Annotated in this window: 19 protein-coding genes and 1 pseudogene; 7 read left to right on the top strand and 13 right to left on the bottom strand. The window is 67.0% G+C overall.

Annotated elements, in window-relative coordinates:
* Window positions 1-38: 38 nt before the first annotated feature.
* Window positions 39-1,412, top strand: a complete 1,374-nt coding sequence (locus tag HIV01_RS14515) for a DUF1214 domain-containing protein (RefSeq protein WP_200608234.1) — start codon at window positions 39-41, stop codon at window positions 1,410-1,412.
* A gap of 24 nt (window positions 1,413-1,436) precedes the next feature.
* On the opposite strand, the gene HIV01_RS14510 is transcribed toward HIV01_RS14515, so the two are convergent.
* Both HIV01_RS14510 and HIV01_RS14505 read right to left on the bottom strand, forming a co-directional pair.
* Complete coding sequence (locus HIV01_RS14510) at window positions 1,437-1,955, bottom strand: hypothetical protein (protein ID WP_200608232.1); 519 nt, start codon at window positions 1,953-1,955, stop codon at window positions 1,437-1,439.
* A 121-nt stretch (window positions 1,956-2,076) separates the two neighbouring features.
* Window positions 2,077-3,000, bottom strand: coding sequence for a LysR family transcriptional regulator (locus HIV01_RS14505; protein WP_207526985.1), 924 nt, complete (start codon window positions 2,998-3,000; stop codon window positions 2,077-2,079).
* Between the two features lie 103 nt (window positions 3,001-3,103).
* Here HIV01_RS14505 and HIV01_RS14500 point away from each other — a divergent pair, with 103 nt between their 5' ends.
* Both HIV01_RS14500 and HIV01_RS14495 read left to right on the top strand, forming a co-directional pair.
* On the top strand, window positions 3,104-3,853 hold the full coding sequence (locus tag HIV01_RS14500; RefSeq protein WP_200608229.1) for an SDR family oxidoreductase: 750 nt from the start codon (window positions 3,104-3,106) through the stop codon (window positions 3,851-3,853).
* 55 nt (window positions 3,854-3,908) lie between these two features.
* Window positions 3,909-4,841 carry an alpha/beta fold hydrolase gene (locus HIV01_RS14495; RefSeq protein WP_200608227.1) on the top strand — a complete coding sequence of 311 codons (933 nt, stop codon included), beginning with the start codon at window positions 3,909-3,911 and terminating at the stop codon, window positions 4,839-4,841.
* A gap of 48 nt (window positions 4,842-4,889) precedes the next feature.
* On the opposite strand, the gene HIV01_RS14490 is transcribed toward HIV01_RS14495, so the two are convergent.
* The 7 genes from HIV01_RS14490 to HIV01_RS14460 all read right to left on the bottom strand — a co-directional run bounded on the left by HIV01_RS14490 (window position 4,890) and on the right by HIV01_RS14460 (window position 10,528).
* The gene (locus HIV01_RS14490; RefSeq protein WP_200608225.1) at window positions 4,890-5,447 is read right to left on the bottom strand and encodes a DUF3228 family protein; all 558 of its coding nucleotides are present in this window, start codon (window positions 5,445-5,447) and stop codon (window positions 4,890-4,892) included.
* A 36-nt stretch (window positions 5,448-5,483) separates the two neighbouring features.
* A complete protein-coding gene (locus HIV01_RS14485) occupies window positions 5,484-5,837 on the bottom strand; it encodes a response regulator (protein WP_200608223.1) in 354 nt (117 codons plus the stop codon).
* Window positions 5,812-7,050, bottom strand: coding sequence for a sensor histidine kinase (locus HIV01_RS14480; RefSeq protein ID WP_207526984.1), 1,239 nt, complete (start codon window positions 7,048-7,050; stop codon window positions 5,812-5,814). Before HIV01_RS14480 ends, HIV01_RS14485 begins: the two co-directional genes overlap by 26 nt.
* Before the next feature lie 67 nt (window positions 7,051-7,117).
* Window positions 7,118-7,414: a hypothetical protein gene (locus tag HIV01_RS14475; RefSeq protein WP_207526983.1), complete on the bottom strand. Its 297-nt coding sequence runs from the start codon at window positions 7,412-7,414 to the stop codon at window positions 7,118-7,120.
* A 194-nt stretch (window positions 7,415-7,608) separates the two neighbouring features.
* The gene (locus tag HIV01_RS14470; protein ID WP_200608220.1) at window positions 7,609-8,916 is read right to left on the bottom strand and encodes a tetratricopeptide repeat protein; all 1,308 of its coding nucleotides are present in this window, start codon (window positions 8,914-8,916) and stop codon (window positions 7,609-7,611) included.
* Window positions 8,913-9,053, bottom strand: coding sequence for a hypothetical protein (locus HIV01_RS14465; RefSeq protein ID WP_200608218.1), 141 nt, complete (start codon window positions 9,051-9,053; stop codon window positions 8,913-8,915). Before HIV01_RS14465 ends, HIV01_RS14470 begins: the two co-directional genes overlap by 4 nt.
* Complete coding sequence (locus HIV01_RS14460) at window positions 9,050-10,528, bottom strand: glycosyltransferase family 2 protein (RefSeq protein WP_200608216.1); 1,479 nt, start codon at window positions 10,526-10,528, stop codon at window positions 9,050-9,052. The genes HIV01_RS14465 and HIV01_RS14460 overlap by 4 nt, the downstream gene beginning before the upstream one ends.
* 159 nt (window positions 10,529-10,687) lie before the next feature.
* Between HIV01_RS14460 and HIV01_RS14455 the strand changes: the two genes are divergently transcribed.
* The 3 genes from HIV01_RS14455 to HIV01_RS14445 are packed head-to-tail and all read left to right on the top strand — an operon-like array spanning window position 10,688 to window position 12,628.
* Window positions 10,688-11,656, top strand: a complete 969-nt coding sequence (locus HIV01_RS14455; protein ID WP_200608215.1) for an ATP-grasp domain-containing protein — start codon at window positions 10,688-10,690, stop codon at window positions 11,654-11,656.
* Window positions 11,632-12,276 (top strand): histidine phosphatase family protein, encoded by a 645-nt coding sequence (locus tag HIV01_RS14450; RefSeq protein ID WP_200608213.1) that lies wholly within the window; start codon window positions 11,632-11,634, stop codon window positions 12,274-12,276. Before HIV01_RS14455 ends, HIV01_RS14450 begins: the two co-directional genes overlap by 25 nt.
* Window positions 12,251-12,628, top strand: a complete 378-nt coding sequence (locus tag HIV01_RS14445; RefSeq protein ID WP_200608211.1) for an Hpt domain-containing protein — start codon at window positions 12,251-12,253, stop codon at window positions 12,626-12,628. The genes HIV01_RS14450 and HIV01_RS14445 overlap by 26 nt, the downstream gene beginning before the upstream one ends.
* A 13-nt stretch (window positions 12,629-12,641) precedes the next feature.
* Here HIV01_RS14445 and HIV01_RS14440 read toward each other — a convergent pair whose 3' ends face one another.
* Both HIV01_RS14440 and HIV01_RS14435 read right to left on the bottom strand, forming a co-directional pair.
* On the bottom strand, window positions 12,642-13,487 hold the full coding sequence (locus HIV01_RS14440) for a PIG-L family deacetylase (protein ID WP_207526982.1): 846 nt from the start codon (window positions 13,485-13,487) through the stop codon (window positions 12,642-12,644).
* A 188-nt stretch (window positions 13,488-13,675) separates the two neighbouring features.
* A pseudogene (locus HIV01_RS14435) lies at window positions 13,676-14,549 on the bottom strand (acid phosphatase).
* A 157-nt stretch (window positions 14,550-14,706) separates the two neighbouring features.
* Here HIV01_RS14435 and HIV01_RS14430 point away from each other — a divergent pair.
* Entirely contained in the window at window positions 14,707-16,074 is a 1,368-nt protein-coding gene (locus HIV01_RS14430) for an amino acid permease (protein WP_200608205.1), read from the top strand.
* 45 nt (window positions 16,075-16,119) lie between these two features.
* Here the strand turns inward: HIV01_RS14430 and HIV01_RS14425 are convergent, their stop codons facing one another.
* Both HIV01_RS14425 and HIV01_RS14420 read right to left on the bottom strand, forming a co-directional pair.
* Window positions 16,120-17,487 (bottom strand): ammonium transporter, encoded by a 1,368-nt coding sequence (locus tag HIV01_RS14425; RefSeq protein ID WP_200608203.1) that lies wholly within the window; start codon window positions 17,485-17,487, stop codon window positions 16,120-16,122.
* Between the two features lie 131 nt (window positions 17,488-17,618).
* Complete coding sequence (locus tag HIV01_RS14420; protein ID WP_158732090.1) at window positions 17,619-17,957, bottom strand: P-II family nitrogen regulator; 339 nt, start codon at window positions 17,955-17,957, stop codon at window positions 17,619-17,621.
* Window positions 17,958-18,002: the final 45 nt, after the last annotated feature.

The following is an 18,002-nucleotide window of genomic DNA, read 5'->3' as shown; positions in this document are numbered from 1 at the left end:
TCGCCAATGACGTGGGCTTGTCGCCGAAGGAGTGGGCCATGAACCGTATCGCCTTGATGTCGTGCCTTGTCGCAATTGCGTTCGTGCCCACCGGCTGCAATCGCACCGCGCCGGAAGCAACGGCGCCGCCGGCTTCGGGAACGGCGTCGACTCCCGCGCCCGCGAAAGCCGCCTACAGCGACCAGGACATCAGCGATGCCTGGATCTACCTGCTTGGCCGGCTGCTGGTACTGCGCCAGCAGAAGGCCGACCTTGCCGAAGGCTTCAAGTGGAATGAAATGGTCCACCGCAAGCCCGGCGCGGTCGATTGGCCGAATCCGAACCTCGATGTCGCCTACTCCGAAGCGTGGGTCGCCGTCGACGAGGACAGCTGCACGATAGTGACGGTGCCCAAGGTCAGCAAGCGCTACTACACGGTGCAGTTCCTCAACGGCTGGGGCGAGACGGTGGCGAACATCAACGAGCGCACCCAGGCCGCGCGCCCGTCAGGCGACTTCGCCGTGTGCCTGCAAGGCGCGAACGTGACGTTGCCGGCGAACACGACGCGGATCGACGTACCGGTGAAATACATGCGCGTGCTGGCGCGGGTGGAACTGGGCGACAACTGGGACCAGGCCGTCGCCCTGCAGCACAAGTTCTCGATGCGCGCGACCGGTGAAACGACGACGCCGAGCCTGCCGGAGACGCCGGCCTTCGACGTCCAGCACCTGCCGGGAGTGGAAGCATTCGAGAACGCCCCCGCCGTACTCGACAGCGAGAAGGACATCAATGCCGGGATGGAAGCCGTCGCGGCGAAGGTGCGCGCGATAGCGGCCGGGATCCAGGATCCGGCCGAGCGTGCGCGCGTCGACAAGGTCATCCGCGAGAAGGCACAGGCCGACCTCGGCAAGGCCTCGCCCACCATCGGTCACGGCACGGTCCGCAACCACTGGGTGCGGCCGAGCGTGGCAGGCACGTACAACGACGACTGGCTCGGTCGCACGCTGATCAACCTGGGCGGCATCTGGGCGAACCGGATGGACGAGGTCGTCTACTACAAGGGCAACCTGGACGGCGACGGCGTGCAGCTCAACGGCAGCCACACCTATACGTTGACGTTCCCGAAGGACGACCTGCCGCCGAAGTTCGCGAACTATTTCTGGTCGGTGATCGCGGTCGACCCTGTGTTCGCCCGCGTGCTGCCCAATCCGAAGAACCGCTTCCTGCTCAACCGCGAGTCGGGCCTGAAGTACAACGCCGACGGTTCGCTCACGCTGTACTTCGCGCCGGAGAAGCCGGCGGACGCGCCTGATCCGAACTGGCTGCCGACGCCGGCCGGCAAGGACTATCGCCTGACCTTCCGCTTCTATGGACCCAAGGGCGGCGTCGCGGATGGAAGCTACTTCCCGCCGCCGCTGGTCAAGAAGTCCTGAGGAGTCAGGTTTGGGCTGCTGCGCTCAGCGGCGCAGCGGCCCGGGGCCGAACTGGCCCGGCATCGGCCCACGCATGGGCATCGGCGCCGACATCGGCCCGGGGCCCGGCCCGTAATAGCCCGGCCCGTTGTAGTAACCGGAGCCGTAGCCCGGTCCGAATACCGGCCCGTCGAACTGGCCGATGCTGATGTTGAGGCCGAGGTGGCCGGTATCGCCGTCGTCGGTGGTGTAGGTGCGGGTCATGTTGATGTCCGCCGCCTGGTAGTTGCTGTTGCCACCGTGCTCGGACCAGCCCACGCCCACCTCCATGCTGCCGTGCACCTGCCAGGGGCCATCGCCGTCCTGGCCAGGGACAGGCAGGTTGCCGTGCCAGCCGCCGGGCGGCGGATTCTGGTAGTCGGCGGCGTTGACGAAGGCGATCGGCGCGGCGGGCACGCTCAGGTCGAGCGTACGGGCGGCGTCCGCGCTGTCTTGTGCGATGACCGGAGTGCAGGCGAGCAGGCCGCACATGAGCAGGAGACTGCGTGTCGTGACCGGTTTCATGGCGTGCCTGGGGTTGGGAACCGCGCGCTGCGGACGTTCAAGCTAGCAACACCGGGTTGAATGCGCGCTGTCGGCGAACGGCCAACCCGGGTCAAGTGGCTATCGAGCTTAGCTGGATGGGTCAGGAAGCGGCGCCGATGTCGATGCCCTTGACCAGGCGCGACGCCAGACGCTTGTTCTGCAGTTGCGACAACCACCATTCCAGGGCCCGTCCCTGGTGGTCGCCGCGCCAGGCGACGTAGAGCAGATTGGGTTCGCGCGGATCGGCCATCTGCTTCTCCACCAGCTCGCCGCGCTTGAGCAGGCCGGCGACGCGATCGCGCGGCAACCAGCCCACGCCCAGTCCTTCGCGCTGCGCCTGCACCTTGGCCGCCATGCTGGGCACCGCCAGCGATGGCTGCCCGCCAAGAACACCGTAGCCGCGCACATCCACTCGCCGGGAGGTGTCGGCCACCACCACGGCACGGTGCTGGAGCACGGCGGCGGCTTCCACCGGTTCGGTGGCCTTGGCCAGCGGATGCCGCGGCGACACCGCGAACACCCAGTCCATCACGCCCAGCTCGAACCAGCGCAGGCCGGGAATGACCGGTGGTTCGTTGGTGGCGCCCACGACAAGGTCGGCGCGGCCGTCGCGCAATGCGTCCCAGATGCCGGTCAGCACTTCATGGGTGATGCGCAGCGTCACGCCGGAATTCAGAGCGTCGAAGGCGCGAACCACCGGCAGCAGCGTTTCGAACTCGAGGACTTCGTCGGTGACGATCCACAGACGATCCTCCCAGCCTCCCGCCACCTGTTTGACCCGTTGCGTCAGACGCGACACGTCCAGCATCAGGCGAGCGGCCTCCTGTGCGAGCAGGTGGCCGGCCGGCGTGAGTTGCAGACGGTAGCGACGGCGGTCGAACAACAGGGCATCGAAACGCGCCTCGAGCTGCCGCGCCGCGTGCGACACCGTGGACGGTGCTTTGCCGAGCCGGGCCGCGGCCCGCGACAGGCTGCCGCTTTCGCGGATGGCTTCCAGCAGCGCCAATTCGTCGGCCGACAACATGTTCGATACCTTCGAACGAGTTCATCGTGATTGTGGCACGGAAAGCCGCAGGAGCCGCGCCAGTATGGCCTCACAGCAATTCGCTGGCTCCGAAGGACTTCCCATGAACCGCTTCACCAACAAGACCATCCTCGTCACCGGCGGCAGCAGCGGCATCGGCCTGGCCGCCGCCCAGGCATTCGTCGCGGAAGGCGCCCGCGTGGTCATCACCGGCCGTGACGCCGCCGCCCTCGAACAGGCCCGTGCCGCCCTGGGCAACCAGGCCATCGCCGTGGTCAACGATGCCGGCAACACTGCCGATGCAAAGACCCTGGCTGCGACGCTGGCCGCCAGCGACGTGCGCCTGGACGCTGTCTTCGTCAACGCCGGCGCGGCGAAGTTCGCCGCCTTCCCGGACGTGGACGAGGCGCTGTGGGACCAGATCTTCAACACCAACATCAAGGGCCCCTACTTCCAGGTGCAGGCGCTATTGCCGCTGCTGAACCCGGGTGCATCAATCGTCATCAACGGTTCGATCAACGCACGCATCGGCATGCCCAACACCTCGGTGTATGCCGCCAGCAAGGCCGCGGTGATCTCGCTGGCGAAGACGCTGTCGGCCGAACTGCTGCCGCGTGGCGTGCGCGTCAACGTGCTCAGCCCGGGACCGGTTGCGACGCCGATCTACGGCAAGCTGGGCCTGGATGCCGCCACGCTGGAAACCACGGCCGCCCAGATCCAGAACCAGATCCCGCTGGGCCGCTTCGGAACGCCGGAAGAGATCGCTGCTACGGTGCTGCATCTCTCCTCGCCCGAATCGGCGTTCATCGTCGGCACCGAAATCATCGCCGATGGCGGGATGAGCCAGCTCTAGGCGTTTTTCAGATCCATGGTTCACCCACACGATCGCCCCACCCCCGGAGAACGTCATGAACACTTTGCTGCGTCCGATCCGACGCGCCGCCACCGCGCTGCTGATGCTCGCCGCCATGCAGGCCGGCACCGCCGTTGCCGCCAGTAGCGATTCGATCCAGAGCCATTCCGCCGACGTCAACGGCGTCACCCTCCACTACTTGGAGGCCGGCAAAGGCACCGGAACGCCGGTCGTGCTGCTGCACGGCTATGCGCAGACCAGCCACATGTGGCGCCCGTTGATGCGCCAACTGGCCGATCGCCACGTCGTGATCGCGCCGGACCTGCGCGGCGCCGGTACGTCGTCCAAGCCCGTCGGCGGTTACGAGAAGAAGAACCTCGCCCAGGACATCCACGCCCTGGTGAAGGCCAAGGGCTATCCCAAGGTGAAGATCGTCGGTCACGACATCGGCCTGATGGTGGCCTACGCCTACGCGGCGCAGTATCCGGACGAAGTCGAGAGCGTCGTGCTGATGGACGCGTTCCTGCCCGGTGTCGGCGACTGGAGCAAGGTCTGGCTGTTGCGCGACCTGTGGCATTTCCACTTCTACGGCGAAACGCCGCTGAAGCTGGTCGATGGCCGAGAGCGGATCTACTTCGAGCACTTCTGGAACGACTTCGCCGCCGACCGCAACCACTCCGTGTCCGAAACCGACCGCCAGTTCTACGCCGCCGAGTACGCGCGGCCGAACGGCATGCGCGCCGGCTTCGAGTACTTCAAGGCCTTTGAACAGGATGCCAAGGACTTTGCCGAACTGTCGCGGACCAAGCTGCCGATGCCGATGCTGGTGCTGACCGGCGAGAAGGCCTCGGGCCCGTTCCTGATCGAACAGGGCAAGCTGGTGGCGACGAACGTCGAAGGCGTGGTCATCACCGGTTCGGGCCACTGGCTGGTGGATGAAGCACCGGAACAGACGATTCCCGCGCTGGTGTCGTTCCTCAACCGGTAAGCAAGCGTAGAGAGGGGCTTCGACGGTCGAAGCCCTTCTGCCTGTTTTTCAGCCGCGCCAGTTCGCATGCGTGCGCCAGAACTCCACGCTGCGCAGATAGGCCTCACGGTCCAGCGGAACACCGGAGCCGCCTTCCTCCACGCCCAGCGCGTTGCGCATCATGGTGATGGGGGCCATCGGGGTCTCGACCGGCTCGGCCGTGTACATGCAGCCGACCACGCCGTAATCGGCGGTGATGTCCGTGCCCTCCTTCGCCAGTTGCTCGCGGCTGTAGAGGATCACGATCAGGTAGTCGGCCAGCGGCGGGTCGATGTCTTCGAACCAGCGCACCAGCACCGGCAACTCGCCGCGCGTGCGTTCCTCGTAACCCGATCGCAGCAGGTGCCGGTTGTCGTCGGTGATCGGCACCGCCAGGCAACGCGTCGATGTCCAGTTGCGGTGCACGTGCAACTTGCAGAACGGCGCATAGCCATCGAGCACCATCATCGGCGGCGTTTCGTTGAGGTGCCGTTCGAACTGCGCAGGCGTGCAGTCCTGGATGGTGTTGCGCCTGGGTTCGCGCGGGAACAGGCGGGGGCGGGCGAAGTCGGTGAGGACGATGGACATGCGTGGCGGTGAAGTCGGGACCACCGGCATTATGGTTCAGGGCGCCGCAAATGCCGCCTGGACCGCGGCAATGCTCACCGGCTTCTGCAGTACGTCGTCGAAGCCGTTGTGGACCAGCGATTCCATCTCCTCCGGTAGCACCGAAGCCGTGTACGCCACGATCCGCAGCGGGCCCTGCTGCAGCTTGCGCAACTCCAGGCAGACCTGGCGACCGTCCATGCCGGGCAGGCCGATGTCGAGCAGCACGGCATCGAACGGCTGGCGCTGGAAGCAGTCCAGCGCGGACTCGCCGTTGTCGCATTCCACCGCCTCCCAGCCGACGCGCTCGAGGATGGCGCGGGCGAGCTTGCGATTGACCAGGTCGTCATCGACGATCAGTACCTGTGGCATTGCCTGTGCCCTCGTTGGTTACGCTGTGAACCGGTGCTCCCGCACGTGCCGCGCGAGGCCCCGCCACCGGGATCCAGAAAGTGACGGAGGTGCCGTGCCCGGGTTGCGATGTGGCTTCGATCTCGCCGCCATGGAGGGCGACCAGCTCCCGGGAGAACGCCAGCCCGATTCCCGCCCCGGCCTGGCCCCTTGACGCTTCATCGCGCCCCTCGCTGAAAGGCTGGAACAGCCGGCTCTTGATCTCGTCGGTCATGCCGATGCCGGTATCGGACACGCGCACGAATGCTTGCCCATCCAGCGCGAACAGATCCATCGTGACGTGGCCGGCGCGGGTGAACTTGATGGCGTTGTGCAGCAGGTTGTTGAGGACTTCGCGGATGCGTACGCCATCGCAGGTGATCCGCTCCGGGAAATCCTCGGCGACGTCGACGCGAAACTCGAGCCCCTTCTGCCTGGCCACGATGGCGTGCATGCGCGACACGCTCATTGCGACCTGGCGAAGATCGACTTCGCCCAGCCGCAGCTGCAACGTGCCGTTCCGCAGCTTGGCCAGGTCGAGGATCATGTTGACCAGGTCCAGCAGGTGGCTGGAACTGTCATGGATGTATTCGCCGTACTGGCGCTGTTCGGGCTCATTGGCGGTGGTCTTCACCAGTTCGGAGAATCCCAGGATGCCGTTGAGCGGCGTGCGCAGGTCATGGGAGATCTTGGCGAGGAAGGTGGACTTGAGTTCGTTCGACTGCCGTTCGGTCGCGGCGAGCCGTTGCAGCGTGCGCTTCTGACGACGGGCCAGAACTGCCGCCAGGATGGTGAGCAGGCCGACGCCCACGGTGAAGGCGCTGGTACCGATCAGGTAGATCCGTCGATGCAGCTCGAAGTCGACCAGGGCGTCCTGGCGCGACATCCCGACGACGATGATCAACCGGTAGTCGTCCAGGTACCCGCCCGACCACAGTCGCGGAGTGGCGTCGACTTCCGGTACCGAGACCTTTTCGATGGTGCCGTCCTCCAGCCGCTTGATGACCTGGTGCTTCGGCAGTCTCGCCACCGGCACCTGGACACCGCCGAGCAATGCGGCGCGAACGCGTCCATCCAGCCCCAGGATCGCGGCGACGTCCCTGGCGCCCAGTTCGATGGTGCCGAACTGGCGGGCCATCGGGCCGACATCGATCTTGCGCAGTCGGCTGAGGATCTGTTCGGGCCGCACTCTCACCGCCACGTCACCGACGAATGAGCCATCGGGCCGCAGGATGGGACGACTGACGACGATTGTGTCCGGGCTACCTGCGCTTGCCGGCAGCGGCGGGGAAAGGGCCGGTCGATCCACGACCGACCCGGCGGGTATGGCCGCGGGAAACCAGTCGCGGCTGCCCGTCACGTTGCCCACGGCAAGGCGGTTGGAGGCATCCAAGGATCGCCACTTCGGTGCTTGCCTGCTTGCGGAAGCCGGCGTCCTGCAGCAAGCGATCGATGTCGATGTCCTTGCCGTGAGCCAGGTAGGCCGCGCGAACCACACGCAGCATCTGGTCGATGTCATCGAGCCGGTGCACCGCCTGCTCGGCGAACGAGCGGCTCATCGCATTGGCCTCGCGGTAACCTTCGACCAGGGCGATTGCGGTCCTTGGAGATCTGGCTGTAAGTGACGCCCCAGGCGAAGAAGATCATCAGCGGGCCGATCAGCAGCATCAGCAATGCCGGGTCGACACGGCTGGACCAGCTTCTCAGGCGGCGTCTCAACCGCGATTCGCGACGGTCGGTCGGCGCGTTCACGCTACTGCCACTCCACGCGCCAGCCCAGTAGCGCTTCGGTTTCATCGCCGAGGCTGCGGTGCTCGATCGCAAAGGTGATGGCTTGCCTGTGCGGCAAGGGCCACACGCCCCGGAGATGGGTGATGAAGTTGTCCGGATCGACGCCGTAGCCGATGCCGCCGGTCAGCTGCAGGCGCTCGCGCTCCCAGGTCAGATCGGCGACGTAGGCCGTGTTGTCGTCGCCAACGTCCGGTTGCGCGTAATAGCCGATCAGCGTGGCGTAGGTGTGTTGCGAGGTCGGCACGCTCAGACCGACGTGCCAGAGCCGGTCGTCCTGCGAGGTGGCACCGAACTGCTGTCGCACGCCGGCAAATCCCTGCACCTTCCCGCCCAGGCGATGGCCGACGTTGAACTCGACGCGCTGCGTGTCCTGGGCGATGTCGTATTGCCGGTACTCGTAGGCGACCTCCCAGAAGTGCTGGCCGGGGACACGCCGCAACCAGCTGACGCGGCCGCTGTTGGACGGCAGCACGCTGGGATCGAGCGGGTTGGACGACGCCAGTTCGCGATCGTTGTGCTCGTACCTCAGGTTGAACGTGTCCCTGGCATTGGCGGCTATTTCCAGCTGCGCCACGGCGCGGTTGGAGTTGCCTGGCGCCAGGTCTTCCCGTCCTGCGGCCAGGTCGAGCCGATAGCGCCACCCCAGCGCGAGCGCGGCCAGGCCGGCCTGCACTTCCGGGTCGTCGGGATGGGCCGCCTGCAGGGTCTGCAGGCGTTCGCGGGCGTCGTCGTAGCGACGCTGTTGCAGCGCCACCATCGCCAGCCCGGTCTGGGCTTCCTGGTCATCCGGATCGGCCGACAACAGCTCGCGGTAGATGACCTCGGCTTCGTCAGGGCGGTATTGCTGGCGGGCGACACGCGCCAGACCGAGGCGTGCCGGGCGCGATGCCGGATCCGATTGCAGCACCTGCAGGTAGAGCGCCCGGGCCTGTTCGGGTCGCTGCTGGAACTCGTAAGTCACGGCCAGTTCGAGCGCTGGTGCCAGTTCGCCCGGCGCCTGCTGGTGCGCGCGTGTCAGCGCCTCGATTGCATCGGCCAGCCGCCCTTCTTCGCGTGCAAGCACGCCAGCGAGCAGGTCGACGCGGTAGTCGTGGCTGCCTGCGGAGCGACATTGAACAAGCAATGCATCGATCTGCGCGACGGGGCGAGGTTGCTGCTCCATCAGTCGCTGCGCCTGGTCGATCTGGCATTGCGATGTCGGGGCTTGCGATGCCTGAGCCGGTAACGACGCAGCCAGAGCGGCCAGCAATGTCAGCGTGGCGGCGTTCATTGCGCCATCCAGTAGCGGAGCACGACCAGGCCCGCCAGCACCGCGAGGATGACGATCTCCGCATACAGCAAACGTCGCTCGCGCCGCATGTCGGCGTGGACGACCGCCGCAAAAGCCGTGGTCTCCGGATCGTTCATTCCAGCTGCCTCACTTTGCCGGTCTTCACCGTCTTGTCCCAGTGGCGCTCGGCACCGCGCAACTCGTACACGTAGGCGGTCAACGAGACGGCACACAACACCGGGCCGACGCCCACCACTGCCAGCAATGGACGCACCAGCCATGCCGGGGCGCCGGCGCGTTCGAGCCGGTACAGGCCCCAACCGGCCGCCATGCACGCGCCGACCCAGGCATACAGCACCACGACGAGGACGGTGCGCCAGTCCCAGTCCGCACCGATCGAGGGGAACGCCTGCACCAGCGGCTGCAGTCGTTCGGGAAATACCGACCAGGCCATCAGGGCGACCGACATGAAGCCGGGAAACAGCACGCCTTCCAGCCACGCACGTTTCGCCGTATGCGGGTCGATGACGAAGCAGAACAGCAGCTGGAACAGGTAGACGAAGACATTGGTCAGCCACAGCACGCGGAAGGCATGCCACGCCCACGACGGGTCGAGGAACAACAGGCTCAGGCCACCGACCATCGCCATCAGCATCAGGATCGGTGTCAGCACGGTCGCGAACCAGATCAGGCCGAACACCCAGCCACCGATGCCGCGATGCGAGAACGGACGGAACCAGGCATGCCTGAACGCCCAGCTGAGCTGCAGGTTGCCGCGGGCCCAGCGCAGGCGCTGCTTCCACAGGCTGGTAAGCGCATCGGGCTCTTCGGCCCATACCACCGCGCTGGGGTCGAACAGCGCGCGCCGTCCGCTCAGTTCGGTGAGGAAGGTGGTGTAGGTGTCCTCGGCCAGGGTCGAGGTGTCGATGGCGCCACCGATGGCGATGAGGTTCTCGCGCGAATGCAGCTGTGCGCCACCGGCGACGCAGGCCATCACGCCCATCACGTTCTGCGCGCGACGCGAGGCCGCCTGCGCGGTGATGTACTCGAAGGCGATGGAACGCGAGACGAATCCGCCCGGATCGCTGCCTTCCTTGATGTACGCCGTGATCGCGCCGACCTTGGGATCGGCGAGGTGGCGCACCATCCGGGCCAGGGCGTCGCGCGAGTACTGCACGTCGGCGTCGGTGATCAGCACCGCCTCCATCCAGTCGTTGTCCAGCACGTGCGCCAGTCCGTAGTTCAATGTGTGCGCCTTGCCCTGCCCGCCCTTCTCGCGGCGGAGATGGAACACGTTGCCCGGATAGCGCAGCGCGGCGGCCTGGGCCAGCTGCGGAGTCTGGTCGGTGCTGGCATCGTCGATCACGTACACGCGCAACGCGTCGCGCGGATAGTCGAGCGACATCATGTGCTCGATCGTGTTGTCGATGACCAGGCCTTCGTTCCAGGCCGGGATCAGCACGGCCACGCGTCGGGTCACCGGCGCGCACTTCGGGTAGTGGTTGCGCACGCCGTGCAGGCCAACCAACAGGAACTGGATCAAGGCCGCGAGTTGCGGCGCCGCGCCAAGGAACACGGCGACCACGCACACCCATACCCAGACTTCCTGCATGCGCGTCGCCTCCGCACCGTCTGCGGGCACTCGCCCGTTCATGACCGTTGCTCTTTATCACAATCGACGAGTGCTTCCCGCGAACCTCCGCTGCGTGAAGGTCGCCGTCACGAACAAGCAGCTAGCGTCTCGTCGCAGCCGTTGCCGAAGTCGAAAATCATGCGAGTGCTCATCACCGGTGCGGGTGGTCCGTCGGCGGTCAGCGTCTGGAAATCGCTGGCCGGCGAGCACGAACTGTTGCTGGCCGACATGGACCCGGATTCGCCCGGTCTCTACCTGGTGCCGTCGTCCAACCGGTTCCTGATCCCGGGCGGTGAGGATCCGGCACTGGTTCCGGCCTTGCTCGAGCTGTGCCGGACGCAATCGGTCGAGGTGCTGATCTCCACGGTCGATGCCGAACTGGCGCCGCTGGCCGAGGCCGAAGCGGCGTTCGCCGCGATTGGCACGCGCGTGCCGCTGTCGCCGGCGCCGGTGTTGCGCCGTTGCCGCGACAAGTGGGCACTGCTGTCGCACCTGTCGGGCAACCCAGCCACGCCCAGTTGCGTGGCGCTGACCGCGGACACGCTGGCGACGATCACGCAGTTCCCCTGTTTCGCCAAGCCGCGCGCAGGGTCGGGGTCACGCGGCATCGCGATGATCCGCAGCAGCGAAGACCTGGCGGCGCTGCCCCAGGACGGGTCCTACCTCGTGCAGGAACTGCTGCCTGGGCCGGAGTTCTCGGTCGACGTGTACGTGAGCCGGAACGGCGAGCTGGTCGCGGCGGTTCCGCGCGAGCGCATACGCACCGACTCGGGCATCGCCATCACCGCGCGCACGGTGCACATGCCCGAGCTGATGGAATCGGCCGCCGCCATCGCGCTTGCCGTGGGCGTTCGTTACGTCGCCAACGTCCAGTTCAAGCAGGCCAGCGACGGGCGCTTCAAGCTGCTGGAGATCAATCCGCGGTTTCCCGGCAGCTTGCCGCTGACCGTTGCCGCCGGGGTCGACATGCCGCGGCTGCTGATGGACGACCTGCAGGGCAGGCCGCTGCCGCCTGGCCCGATGCCGTTCAAGGAGATCCTCATGGTCCGCTACTGGACCGAGAAGTATCTGGATCCAGCGGAATGGCAGGCGCTGTGCCGCCGTTGAGTGTGCTGCTGGTCAGGCACGCGCAAACCACGGCGAACGCCGGCGAGGTCACGGACAACCATGCCGACATCCGCCTGACCGCGCTCGGCGAGCAGCAAGCGCGCGATGTCGCCCTCGCCATCGGCCAGTCGCCGCCGGACCTGATCGTGGTGTCGCCGTTCCGGCGCACGCTGGATACCGCCGTCCCGCTGATCCAGGCGCACCCGACGGTGGCGGTTGAAACCTGGCCGATCGAGGAATTCTCGTACCTGGCGCCGGCGCGGGCGGATCGCACCAGCCCGGCGGAGCGCAAGCCGATGGTGGCCGAGTACTGGGATCGCGCCGATCCGCTCTACGTCGATGGCAAGGGCGCGGAGTCGTTCGCGCATTTCATTGAGCGCCTTCGCCGGTTTCACCGCCGCCTGTGGCAGCACAGCGGCCGCGTGGTCGTGTTCGGCCACGGCCAGTTCCTGCGTGGTTTCGTGCTGGGGTTGCACGAAGGCTTTTCCGACTCGCGCGAAGCGATGCTGCGCTTCCGCCAAGCCGAAACCACCGTGCCGGTACGCAATGGCGAGATCATCGCCGTGGCACTGCCGTCACCGGGCGAGTTGATCCATGGCGGTGGCAGCGATGGGCGGTAATGGCGACCTCGACCTTGCGGCGGCTGCCAGGTTGCTGGGTGATGAGCAGCTGGTGCCGCTGGTGGCCGACGCGTTCGCCAGTTCCGCCCCGGCGCTGCTGCAGCAACTGCGCCAGTCCGTCCTCGCCGACGACCAGACGGAAGTGCGCCGGCACCTGCATCGCCTGACGCCGACGCTGGCCCTGCTCGCCAGCCAGGACCTGCAGGATCAGTGCGAGCGTGTGTTCGCGTTGTGGCGCGCGCCACGCACCGCGGAACGGGAGGCGCGCTCGCTGGCCCTGGTCGATCGTCTCGACGCGCTGGCACGCGAGGCCACGCAATGGGTGAATCGATCAGACCCGGCCGCGCCCTGAGGCACGACCGGTTTCATTGCCCTACCCGCTGCCGGATCACTTCCAGTGGCTCGGCCATGACATAGCCGGCGAACCGGCCCCAGTAGCGCGCGGTGGCGACGATCAGATCGGGGGCGAGGTATTCACGCAGCGCCGTCTGACTTTGATAGGCCTCGATCGCCTCGAGCTTGTGCGGCAGGTGATCGGTGATGTCGATGAACAGCCCCGGGCGGAATTCCACCGTGGCCGACGGCGTCTGGTAGCAATAGAGCTGGCCGACGCCGCGCGCGGCCACCATGGTCGCGCGATGGGTGTTGCGATGATCCTGGTGGGTGTCGTACTGCGAGTGCGTGTAGACGTGCGTCGGATCGACCTCGGCGATCGCCTGCTGGATCAACTCGATGCTGGCGCCGCCTTCAGGCACCCGGGTGTCCTGCAGGTCCCCCAGGATCAGCCTGGCGTGCAACAGGCCGGCGGCGGCACGCGCCTCGCGGGCACGGATGCGGGCGTCGCCGCCCTCGGCACCATGGCTGAGGGTGAGGATGGTCACTTCGTCCTGGCGGGCCGCGTGCATCGCCAGGGTGCCACCGCAGCCAATCTCGACATCGTCCGGATGCGCGCCCACCGCCAGTACCGAACGGCGTTCCTGTTGCCGCCGGCGGCGCGTGAGCTGGGTCAGCTTGCGCACCTGCTCAAGGAACTCCTCCCTGGCGAAGGGTTTGAAGAGCAGGCCATCGGCATCGTTCTGCAGTGCGGTGCGCGCGTACTCCGCACTCACCACGCCGGTCATCACCAGCACGCAGGTCCACTTGTGCACCGCCTTGACCGCCTGGATCAGTTCCAGGCCGCTGCCACCGGGCATTTCGACGTCGGTGATCACCAGGGTCCCAGTTGCGCGTCGCGATCGCCGCCCGGCCCTGGATCGCATCGGTCGCCAGCGTCACCAGCGCCTGCTCGCCCTCCTCCAGCCACTGCCGCACGATCACGGCGTACTCGGGGCTGTCTTCCACCACCAGTACCTGGAGGGGCGGAGCGGGACGTGTGGGCATGGCGGCTACGACACTGCGTCTACAGCACGCGCTCGAGCTTGCGCTGCAGTGCCGTCGCTTCGGCCGCGCAATCGCGAGCGGGCGCCAGGCCCTGGCTGCGTACGGAGGCGATCTCCGCCTTGGCCGCGGCCATGTCGGACTCGAAAGTCGGGTCGGCGTGCAGGCGGGCGACGGTGCCGGCGCCCATAGCGGCCTTCGAGGATGTCGCTCTGCCAGTGCACGTTGCAGACCAGCCGGCTCTCGCCGAAGGTACGGCCGCGCGCGAGGATCGCGTTGGCGCGGTCCGGTGCGAGCTCGGCGAGGATCAAGGCCCAGGCCCAGCCGACGGTGGTGTGGCCGGACGGATAGGAACCGTCCTTGCGCAGCGCGGCTTCTTCGTCGGGCGTGCAGCTGGCTTCCTTGGCCAGCGCGAACGGTCGCGTCCGGTTGTAGTGGTTCTTGGCGCCGTAGGTCGACAGGCCGGCGTCGACCATGCTGCGCTGGAGCAGCATGTACAGGCGTGGCGTTGCCTGCTGCGACACCGGGATGCCCAGCGCGCACTCGAACGTGCCCGCCGCGTGCGGGAAATGCAGGTCGGCATCGCTGATCGCCTGCTGCCAGCGTGGCGTGCCGCGCAAAGTGATCGCTTCCTCGCGCACGGCCTGGTCGTGGGCGAACGCGGCCGAACCCTTGGCCGGTGGCGCCGGGACCAGCGCGAGGCTGTCGAGGTACTGCTCCTTGTGCAGGTAGCCGGCCGGTATGCCCGGGGCGATTTCCGGGACGGCGGCGGGGGCCGGGGTGGCGGGTTCCGCCGCTGCGGCAGCGGTCGTGCCGGTTTTTGGTGCCTGGCTTGCGCAACCGGCGAGCAGGGTGGCGCTCAGGGCAAGGCAGAGGGCGACGAATTGGGGGCGCATGTCCGTGCTCGCGTGGAGTCAGAGCGCAAACCTTCCCGGCGTCGCGGTGAAAACACCGTGAGGTGCGCGCGCATCACGAGCACGGCGGCAAGGTCGGCCAATGCTGCGCTGGCCGGACACGTTATTGTGGCGGCCCGACCGCTGCCCGGAATCGTTGATGCCCGCTCCTGCCGCTACCGCCACTGCGACGACCCAGCTCAGCCACGCGCTCAAACCCCGGCAGCTGATCATGATGGGGCTGGGCAGCGCGATCGGCGCCGGCCTGTTCCTGGGTTCCGGCGTGGGCGTGCAGGCGGCCGGACCGGCGGTGCTGATCTCCTACCTCGTCGCCGGCGCGCTGGTGATCATCGTGATGAACGCCCTGGGCGAAATGGCCGCGGCCAAGCCGGCCAGCGGCGCGTTCTCGGTGTACGCCGCCGATGCGATGGGCGCGACCGCCGGCGCCACGGTGGGCTGGTTGTGGTGGGCGCAGCTGGTGATCGTGATCGCGGCCGAGTCGGTTGGCGCGGCCGGATTGCTGGCCATGGTGTGGCCTTCGCTGTCAGTGCCGCTCGCGTCGCTGACGTTCATGCTGTTCTTCACCGCCATCAACCTGATGGGCGTGAAGAACTTCGGCGAGTTCGAGTTCTGGTTCGCGATCCTCAAGGTCGTGGCGATCATCGCCTTCATCCTGATCGGCGTCGCGCTGCTGCTGGGGCTGCTGCCCGAGGTCACATCGCCGGGCCTGTCGAACTTCGTCGACCACGGCGGCTTCGCGCCCAAGGGCCTGGCCGGTGTCGGTGCGGCGTTGCTGGTGGTGGTGTTCGCCTTCGGCGGCACCGAGATCGTGGCCGTCGCCGCGGCCGAGACCGAGGACCCCGAGCGCAGCATTGCCCGCGCGATCCGCACCGTGGCCTGGCGCATCCTGGTGTTCTACATCGGCTCGCTCAGCGTGATCATCGCGGTGGTGCCGTGGACGAGTCCTGCGCTGTCGTCGCCGTTCGCGGCGGTGCTGGAGGCGGCGAAAATTCCTGGTGCGGCCACGGCCATCACGCTGATCGCGGTGATCGCGCTGCTGTCGGCGCTCAATGCCAACCTCTACGGCGCCTCGCGCATGATCCATTCGCTGGCCGAGCGCAGCGAAGCGCCGCGCTGGCTGGCGCGGGTGAACACCCGCCACGTGCCGGTGGCCGCGGTGCTGTCGTGTGTGGTGTTCGGCTTCATCGCCACGGCGATGGAGCTGCGCTATCCGGGCAAGGTGCTGCCGGTGCTGCTCAACGTGGTCGGCTCGACCTGCCTGCTGGTGTGGACGATCTCGTTGCTCTCGCAACTCATCCTGCGCCGTCGCGCCGATCGCACCGGCACCCGGCTGCCGTTCCGGATGCGCGGCTTTCCGTACCTGACGGTGATCGCGCTGGCGATCCTGGGCTTGATCTTCCTGCTGTTGCTGTCGGGATCCGACACGCGGATCCAGTTCCTGTCGATGCTCGGACTGACGCTGGGCATCGCGGCGATCAGCGAGATCGCGCGCAGGCGGCGGGCATAAGCATGATGTTGCCCCTCTCCCGTTGACGGGAGAGGGGCTCCTGCATCAGTTCTCGTACGCCGATTCACCGTGCGAGGTGATGTCGAGACCTTCGCGCTCGGACTCTTCCGACACGCGCAGGCCGACGGTGTACTTCACGATCAGGAAGGCCACCAGCGCGACCACGCCTGACAGCACCACGGTCACCAGCACGCCCTGCAGCTGGATCCACACCTGCGAGGCGATGGAGTACTCCGGCAACGCGGTCTCGGTGACGTAGTCCCAGATGCCCGAACCGCCCAGCGCCGGCGAAGCGAACACGCCGGTGAGCAGCGCGCCGAGGATGCCGCCGATGCCGTGCACGCCGAACACGTCCAGTGCGTCGTCGGCACCGAGCAGGCGCTTGAGTCCGTTCACGCCCCACAGGCACACCGCACCGGCGAGCGCGCCGATGATCATCGCGCCGCAGATGCCGACGAAGCCCGCCGCCGGCGTGATCGCCACCAGACCGGCGACCGCACCCGACGCCGCACCCAGCATCGACGGCTTGCCCTTGCTGATCCACTCCACCGCCGTCCAGCCCAGCACCGCCGCCGCGGTGGCAAGGAAGGTGTTGACGAAGGCCTGCGCGGCGACCGCGTTGGCTTCCAGCGCCGAACCGGCGTTGAAGCCGAACCAGCCCACCCACAGGATCGAGGCGCCGACCATCGTCTGGGTCAGGTTGTGCGGCTTGATAGCCTCACGCCCGTAGCCCACGCGCTTGCCGATCACGTACGAGCCGACCAGGCCGGCGATGGCGGCATTGATGTGCACCACTGTGCCGCCGGCGAAGTCGAGCGCGCCCTTGGCGAACAGGAAGCCCGACTGTTCCAGCACGCCCGGCACGGCATCGTTGCCGGTGAAGGCATCCGGACCCGGGAAGAACCACACCATGTGCGCCATCGGTACGTAGGCGAAGGTGAACCACAGCACCGTGAACAGCATGACCCCGGCGAACTTCACCCGCTCGGCGAAGGCACCGACGATCAGCGCGCAGGTGATGCAGGCGAACGCGCCCTGGAACACGAAGAACACCAGCTCCGGGATGTACACGCCCTTGGTGAAGGTCGCGCCCATCGCCGTGGCGTCCAGGCCCTTGGCGAACAGGCGATCCCAGCCTCCTATGAAGGCGTTGCCGCTGGTGAACGCCAGCGAATAGCCGTACAGCGCCCACAGCACCGCCACCAGCGAAAACACCAGCAGGCATTGCATCAGCACCGACAGGACGTTCTTGCTGCGCACCAGGCCGCCGTAGAACAGCGCCAGCCCGGGCAGGGTCATGAAGATCACCAGTGCCGAGCACACCAGCAACCAGGCGACGTCGCCCTTGTTGGCCACCGGTGCGGCGGCGGCGGCGGCTTCCTGGGCGAAGGCGATGCCTGGCAGAACCAGCATGGCGAGGGCCGCCAGCAAGCGCGATGGATGGAATGTCGCTGGGTATGTCACGTGGTGGGTCCCCGCAGTGGCAGCTTTCGATTTCGATTCATGGGTGAGGTGATCAAGTCGGTTGTTCATGGCCGCCCCCCTCACAGCGCATCGTCATCGAGCTCGCCGGTGCGGATGCGCACCGTGTGCTCGAGCGCTTGAACAAAAATCTTGCCGTCACCTACCTTGCCGGTGCGCGCGGCCGTCTGCAGGGCTTCCAGTGCCGCCTCGAGTACCGACTCGGCGACCGCGCATTCAACCTTGAGCTTGGGCAGGAAGTCGACGACGTACTCGGCGCCGCGATAAAGCTCGGTGTGGCCTTTTTGTCGTCCAAAACCCTTTACTTCGGTGACGGTGATGCCGGACACGCCGACTTCGGTGAGCGCTTCGCGCACCTCGTCGAGCTTGAACGGCCGGATGATCGCGGTGATCAGTTTCATCTCGCAGCTCCGTGGGTCTGGATGGCTCTCGTCAGTTGGATCGCA

Source organism: Lysobacter arenosi, assembly GCF_016613475.2.
Taxonomy (GTDB): Bacteria; Pseudomonadota; Gammaproteobacteria; order Xanthomonadales; family Xanthomonadaceae; genus Lysobacter_J; species Lysobacter_J arenosi.
This window is presented reverse-complemented; position numbering and strand designations above follow the sequence as displayed.

What these genes read in the sequence shown, in the direction of transcription:
- HIV01_RS14515 (WP_200608234.1), top strand. Translation starts at nt 39, where the DNA reads ATGAACCGTATCGCCTTGATGTCGTGCCTTGTCGCAATTGCGTTCGTG.
- HIV01_RS14510 (WP_200608232.1), bottom strand. Translation starts at nt 1,955, where the DNA reads ATGAAACCGGTCACGACACGCAGTCTCCTGCTCATGTGCGGCCTGCTC.
- HIV01_RS14505 (WP_207526985.1), bottom strand. Translation starts at nt 3,000, where the DNA reads ATGTTGTCGGCCGACGAATTGGCGCTGCTGGAAGCCATCCGCGAAAGC.
- HIV01_RS14500 (WP_200608229.1), top strand. Translation starts at nt 3,104, where the DNA reads ATGAACCGCTTCACCAACAAGACCATCCTCGTCACCGGCGGCAGCAGC.
- HIV01_RS14495 (WP_200608227.1), top strand. Translation starts at nt 3,909, where the DNA reads ATGAACACTTTGCTGCGTCCGATCCGACGCGCCGCCACCGCGCTGCTG.
- HIV01_RS14490 (WP_200608225.1), bottom strand. Translation starts at nt 5,447, where the DNA reads ATGTCCATCGTCCTCACCGACTTCGCCCGCCCCCGCCTGTTCCCGCGC.
- HIV01_RS14485 (WP_200608223.1), bottom strand. Translation starts at nt 5,837, where the DNA reads ATGCCACAGGTACTGATCGTCGATGACGACCTGGTCAATCGCAAGCTC.
- HIV01_RS14475 (WP_207526983.1), bottom strand. Translation starts at nt 7,414, where the DNA reads ATGAGCCGCTCGTTCGCCGAGCAGGCGGTGCACCGGCTCGATGACATC.
- HIV01_RS14470 (WP_200608220.1), bottom strand. Translation starts at nt 8,916, where the DNA reads ATGAACGCCGCCACGCTGACATTGCTGGCCGCTCTGGCTGCGTCGTTA.
- HIV01_RS14465 (WP_200608218.1), bottom strand. Translation starts at nt 9,053, where the DNA reads ATGAACGATCCGGAGACCACGGCTTTTGCGGCGGTCGTCCACGCCGAC.
- HIV01_RS14460 (WP_200608216.1), bottom strand. Translation starts at nt 10,528, where the DNA reads ATGCAGGAAGTCTGGGTATGGGTGTGCGTGGTCGCCGTGTTCCTTGGC.
- HIV01_RS14455 (WP_200608215.1), top strand. Translation starts at nt 10,688, where the DNA reads ATGCGAGTGCTCATCACCGGTGCGGGTGGTCCGTCGGCGGTCAGCGTC.
- HIV01_RS14450 (WP_200608213.1), top strand. Translation starts at nt 11,632, where the DNA reads ATGGCAGGCGCTGTGCCGCCGTTGAGTGTGCTGCTGGTCAGGCACGCG.
- HIV01_RS14445 (WP_200608211.1), top strand. Translation starts at nt 12,251, where the DNA reads ATGGCGGTGGCAGCGATGGGCGGTAATGGCGACCTCGACCTTGCGGCG.
- HIV01_RS14430 (WP_200608205.1), top strand. Translation starts at nt 14,707, where the DNA reads ATGCCCGCTCCTGCCGCTACCGCCACTGCGACGACCCAGCTCAGCCAC.
- HIV01_RS14425 (WP_200608203.1), bottom strand. Translation starts at nt 17,487, where the DNA reads ATGCTGGTTCTGCCAGGCATCGCCTTCGCCCAGGAAGCCGCCGCCGCC.
- HIV01_RS14420 (WP_158732090.1), bottom strand. Translation starts at nt 17,957, where the DNA reads ATGAAACTGATCACCGCGATCATCCGGCCGTTCAAGCTCGACGAGGTG.